Raw genomic sequence first — 5,255 nt, 5'->3', positions numbered from 1 at the left:
AAAAAAACACGGCTCTGTTCCATCCGGTCTTACACCGGAGAGAGCAGAGCCGTCCCGGCGGGTTACCGCCGGACCAGCTCGTAGGCGAGCGTGGTGCCGTGCGGCCCGAACACCTTCGCCGAGAACCGGATGGTCCGCGCGTCGATCCGGGTGAACGGGATCTCCCCGGTGCGGCGGCCCGCAGTGTCGAGCGTGTAGAGTGCATAACTGCCGCCGGGAGCGGTTTGCAGTGTCACCTCCGCCTCCCCGCGGGCGGCGAGGAACGGCACCTTTCCCCACGCTTCCAGCTGCTTCATCGCCGGACCGGCGTACTTGGTCTTGCTCGCCTGGGTATCGGTCAGGTGGAACAGCAGAACCCGTTTCGAGTTCGGCAGCGCCTCCCGGTCCAGCGCGATGGCGGAGAACACCCCGCGGCCGACCCGGTTGTTCACCGAGAGGAAATTCCCCTTGAGCTGTTTCCCCGCCGGAAGAATCAATGCTTCACAGGAGGGCGTCACCGCCCGGAAGGTCGCATTCTCCGCATCGAGGCTGATCTGTCCGCCGGGAGCGTTGAACGTTTTGGCGGCACCATCGTACCACTCCTTTTTCAACACACCGCTCTTCTGCAGCTCTTCGAGCAGTTTGTCGTTCGCGGGCGAGGCGTCGAACACCGGCGTCTTCCCGGTGTCGGCCGGGAAATTGAAGCCGGGATTCAGAAGTCCGGCAAGATCGGCCGGCAGTTTCCCTTCGGCCGCCTTCCCGTCGGGCAGAATCACGGTTCCGACCCGGGCGATCAGACCGAGCCGGGCAATCTGACCGGAAAGTTCCTTGGAGAAGTCCAGCCCCTCCCCGCCGGTCAATGCGACGGCAAAGGAGAGCGGCGACGGTTTCAGCTGACGGTCCAGAAAGAGCGCAAGTCCGATCTTCTGCGACAGCATCTTGACAATGTCCGTGGCGAGGTCGAAGTGACCGGTCGGCCCGCGGTTCTCCTTGACGATGCCGTCGTTGTGCGCATAGGCGAACTGGAACAGCGCATCCCAGTCCTGAAGCGCCGCATAACTGCCCATCAGCACCGCCCCTTCAGCCCGGTACACATTCGGGGCCGCATAGTCAAACTCCGTAATCATCATCGGCTTGCCGAAGAGGCGCGACGACATCAGCGACGCAGGCACGTTCGCCTCGCGGGCGATCGCGGAGAGATTCTGATGCGCCGAAGGCAGCTGCCAGTCCTTGTTCGGGAACTGGGGATGCTCCCAGTAGCTGTGATTGTCCACGTAGTCGTACTGGTCGCGCAGAACCGAAAGCAGCGCTTCTGAACGCATGTTCTGGTCGGAGATGGGGCAGGCTAGTCCGAGATCGCGCACGAACCGTTTCATCTCGGCGAAGCCGGGATTGTACACCGCCGCCAGAAATTGCGAGAACATCACGTCGTAGGAGGTTCCCGCCGGGAACTTCGTCTCGTTCTTCTTCCGCCATTCGGCGAACCGCTTCTTGTAGAGATCCGCGACAAAGGGAGCTCCCTGCCAGGTGTTGTTGAGGTTGCCCTCGTTGATGAGGCAGACTGAAATCAGCGCGGGATCATCCTTCAGCGCCATGCCGGTATAGGGGTTGACATGGGTGAGCCAGTTGCGCGCAAAACTCTTCCAGTTCTCCATCGCCGAATCGAGCAGATAGGGAAGCGCCTTGAAGGAAGGACGCGCCAGCCACTGGTCCGGGAACTCCGGAATCTCCCCCTTGGCAAAGGGGCGCGACACATAGAGATCGGTGGTCACGTAGATGCCGCGCTTCTTGCAGCAGGCGATCAGATAGTCGAGCTGGTCGAGCTTGACCGGGTTGAGTCCGGTCGAGCTGGTGCGGGTGCGCTGCGACAGCCCGCCGTCATGATGATGCAGCCGTATCGCGTTGAATCCGGCGGCGGCCATGCGGTCGGCGAGCCGCTCGGCCCACGCCTTGTCAAGGTACTGGGCGGAGTTGCAGAAATTGGTGCCGTAGAAACGAACCGCCACGCCGGGACGATCCCGGAACTCCAGTCTGCCGTTGCGGACGACGACCGGCCCGTATTTTCCGGCGGGAGCGTCGAGGCGGTTTGAAAAGTCCATCGCCGACCCGGGCTGAACGTCCTTGTGGTAGACGATCTCCTGCCAGTCGCGTCCGGGCAGGATGTAGACCGGCGCCGTGTTCAGCCGCGGAATCTTCCCCGAACCGACCGACGCGGCGACGATTCCCCAGACCGAACGGCCGGTGGAGGTGAATTCCACCCGCTGAATCGGCTTGTCCTCAATCGGGTAAACCGAACGGTACAGCCCGACGTAGGCACTGCGGTTCTCCCCGGTCCAGACCAGCTCGCCGTTGCGGCGCGGCGCCGGAATCCACCAGTTGCCGACGTCGACGTTGCCGGTGACCGGAATCGTCGTGCTGCTTCCGTCGCGGTAGCACACCTTGACCGTGCCGATCTCCTTCAGGTTCGACGGCCAGGCCAGCGCGTGAAGCAGGTAGAGGAAGTTGCCGCGCTCGCCGTTCTGCTCCGCCGAGACGCTCTTCGGGAAATAGTCGCGCGACGGCCCGGAGAGCACGATGCAGGATTTCCCCCGGTTCCGGGCCGGGTCGATGATGTCGAACTCCACCCCCTGCCAGCGCTGTCTGCCGACCGGGAGCATCCGCAGATCGTTTTCCGCCCCCTGATCGGTCCAGCCGCCCACCCGGTCCCCCGCCTTGTCGTCGGCGAAGGCCATGTTGGCCGCGGAACGGAGATTCAGTGTGGTGGAGGTGTACGGCTTCTCTTCGATCTCCAGCTTCAGCGAGCTTTCGCGGATGGAGCCGCTCGACGGCGTGAATCCGATGCGCACCACATAGCGGTCGATTTTGTAGGCGCGGTCGTCCTGCAGCACAAGATCGAATTTGCCGCGCAGAGTGATGGTCCGCTCCATGGTCGGAATCACCAGCGTGGAAACCCGTCCGGAAAAAATGGAACCGCTGCGACTGCCGGCATACTCTTTCGGCAGCACCACCGGCTTGCCGTCGGCCAGCAGTTCGCGGCCGCAGAACGCCTCGATCGGCAGCGTGGCCGTAAGACCGATGAACTTCAGCTCGGCCGGGGCGGAAAAACGCGCTTCCGCCGAATAGCTCCAACGGTGCGGCGCCGTCTGCCGGATGGAGGCGAGGAGCGTTCCCCCGGGCAGCTTGCCGCACTTCAACTCCGCCTCGACCCTGCCGTCGGAGGCGTTCCCCGTCACGTTCACAATCGTGAAGCCGTGATACCCCTGCGTGTAACTGCGCCAGGAGCCGTCGAAAAGGCGGAGCGTAAAGGGGATGCGCTCCATGACCGGCTCTCCGGTGCGGGAGAGGGTCATGCTCTCCGCGGCGGAGAGCGCAAAGGCCAGAACGGCCAGGAGAATCGGAACGGTTCGTTTCAGCAGACAGATCATGTCGAGCTCCTTCGCTTTATTTTTCCACGAATAAAATAGGATTCTGATTGTAATAGTATTCATACAATTCCGCACTTGCCGACATGGCCACATGGCCGTCCGCCCAGCCGGTCGGCAGGGTATTGCGGCTGTGTCCGAGGTACGGGAGGGAGGCCCAGTCCACCGGCGTCCTCGGCCAGAGCTTGCTGTGACTGTTGTTGCGGTCGTAACGCTTGCCGTCGGTGATGAACAGGAAACGGGCCGGCGAACGGAGCCGGTTGAAACTCATCCCCCGGGAACCGTCGGCGGCGGTACTGCGGTCCAGCTCCTTCTGCTGCAGATTCTCCACATAATACCCGCCGTAGTTGTTGGCGTAGGCGAAATAGACGGCGATATCCTCGCCCCGGGCCGGACTCTTCTCCTGACTGGGACAGATGAATTCCCCGGGACGCTGCCAGCTGATGTAGCCGCCCCGCTGGAGCGAGCCGGACCAGGTGGCGTTGACGCCGCCCTCCGTGACAATCTGGTCACGGGCGTCATTCATGTAAAGCTGTACATAGGTCATCAACTGCTTCATGTTGTTGAGGCAGGCAGTACCCTGCGCTTTTTCCCGCGCCTGATTCAACGCCGGCAGCAGCATGGAGGCGAGGATGGCGATGATCGCGATTACGATAAGAAGTTCAATCAATGTAAATGTTTTTTTCATATAAAACCTCCTAGAGTAGATATTTGCAGCGATTGACGACTAACGAAGCATTCATGGTGAGCTGGAGCGTCTCAAGATTCGGACAGGTCAGACGGCGGACCAGATATTCGACAGCGCGCGCCCCCATCGCCTGCAACGGCATCTTGATGTACGAGATCGGCGTATTGACGGTCTCGCAGAGGCGTTCGATATCATCAAAACAGAGCACATCAAGATCGTCCGGCAACTGCATGCCGACCCGGGCCAGCGCCGTCAGCACCGGCGGCAGCTGGTAACCGGCGGTTACGAACGCCACATCGACCTGGTTGCGGCGAAAAAACTCCGGCAGGATGTCGTCGTCGTGACGGAAATCCTGAAAATCGACGGCCAGATGCTGCGGCACCGGCAGGCCGTTCGCCTTATAGGCCTCCTCCCATCCACGGGTGCGTCCGGCCGAAGTGACGCTGCCGGTCTGGCGGCCGATCAGGGCGATGTTGCGCGCGCCGTTCTTCAACATCCGGCTGATGACGAGGAAGGTCTCATATTGAAAGTCGACGGAGATGTAGGCGAGCTCCGGCTGCTGGGGATAACGGTTCAGCAGCACCAGCGGAATGCCGTTGCGCTGAAGGAGCGCCGCGTTTTCAAAATCGTCGCGATCCACCCGGGTGGCGATGAAGGCGTCAACTTTCCGGAACGGACTGTTCAGCAGTTCCGGCAGGTCGGTCAGGCAGAGCATGACACCGGCGGCCTCCGCGGCGGCGCGCGCCCCCTGGCTGATCCGGGTGTAATACTGGTACTCGTCGTGGAAGTCCACACCGTCGATCCCGATGATGAGCCGGTTGACCGGCTGTACCGGAGCGTCGGACTGCCCGGAGGTCACGTACGACCCCAGCCCCGGCCGGCTCTGGACATAGCCGCCTTCGCAGAGCCGGGCAATCGCCTTGCGCACCGTCGGCCGGCTCACGTAGAACTGGCGGCAGAGGGTGTTCTCCGACGGCAGCTGCCCGCCCGGAAGAAGCCGGTGCTCCCGAATCTCCGCGATCAGATAATCGTAAATCTCATTGGCGAGATTTTTCTTCATGGACAACCTGTAATTTTTACATGTTTGTTTGCATGTAAATATTATGGATGAAAAACAGCAAAATTGCAAGCGAAAAATTGAAAAAAACACAAAAAAATACACAGCC

3 protein-coding genes are annotated in these 5,255 nt (G+C 61.4%); all 3 read right to left on the bottom strand.

The window, feature by feature from the left end:
• Positions 1-62 precede the first annotated feature (62 nt).
• From ACMLHG_RS10005 to ACMLHG_RS09995, 3 genes are read right to left on the bottom strand one after another with little or no spacing between them, the layout of a single operon-like run.
• On the bottom strand, positions 63-3,404 hold the full coding sequence (locus ACMLHG_RS10005; RefSeq protein WP_417170395.1) for a hypothetical protein: 3,342 nt from the start codon (positions 3,402-3,404) through the stop codon (positions 63-65).
• 16 nt (positions 3,405-3,420) lie between these two features.
• Positions 3,421-4,089 carry a type II secretion system protein gene (locus tag ACMLHG_RS10000; RefSeq protein ID WP_294437143.1) on the bottom strand — a complete coding sequence of 223 codons (669 nt, stop codon included), beginning with the start codon at positions 4,087-4,089 and terminating at the stop codon, positions 3,421-3,423.
• 10 nt (positions 4,090-4,099) lie between these two features.
• Positions 4,100-5,149 (bottom strand): substrate-binding domain-containing protein, encoded by a 1,050-nt coding sequence (locus tag ACMLHG_RS09995; protein ID WP_417170394.1) that lies wholly within the window; start codon positions 5,147-5,149, stop codon positions 4,100-4,102.
• Between the last annotated feature and the right edge of the window lie 106 nt (positions 5,150-5,255).

This window comes from Victivallis sp. (assembly GCF_048170485.1).
In the GTDB taxonomy this organism is placed as follows: domain Bacteria; phylum Verrucomicrobiota; class Lentisphaeria; order Victivallales; family Victivallaceae; genus Victivallis.
The sequence above is the reverse complement of the archived record's forward strand: the minus strand, read 5'-3'. Positions and strand labels throughout refer to the sequence as shown.

Excerpts from the sequence above, each read along its gene's own strand:
- ACMLHG_RS10005 (WP_417170395.1), bottom strand. The coding sequence starts at position 3,404 with ATGATCTGTCTGCTGAAACGAACCGTTCCGATTCTCCTGGCCGTTCTG.
- ACMLHG_RS09995 (WP_417170394.1), bottom strand. The coding sequence starts at position 5,149 with ATGAAGAAAAATCTCGCCAATGAGATTTACGATTATCTGATCGCGGAG.
- ACMLHG_RS10000 (WP_294437143.1), bottom strand. The coding sequence starts at position 4,089 with ATGAAAAAAACATTTACATTGATTGAACTTCTTATCGTAATCGCGATC.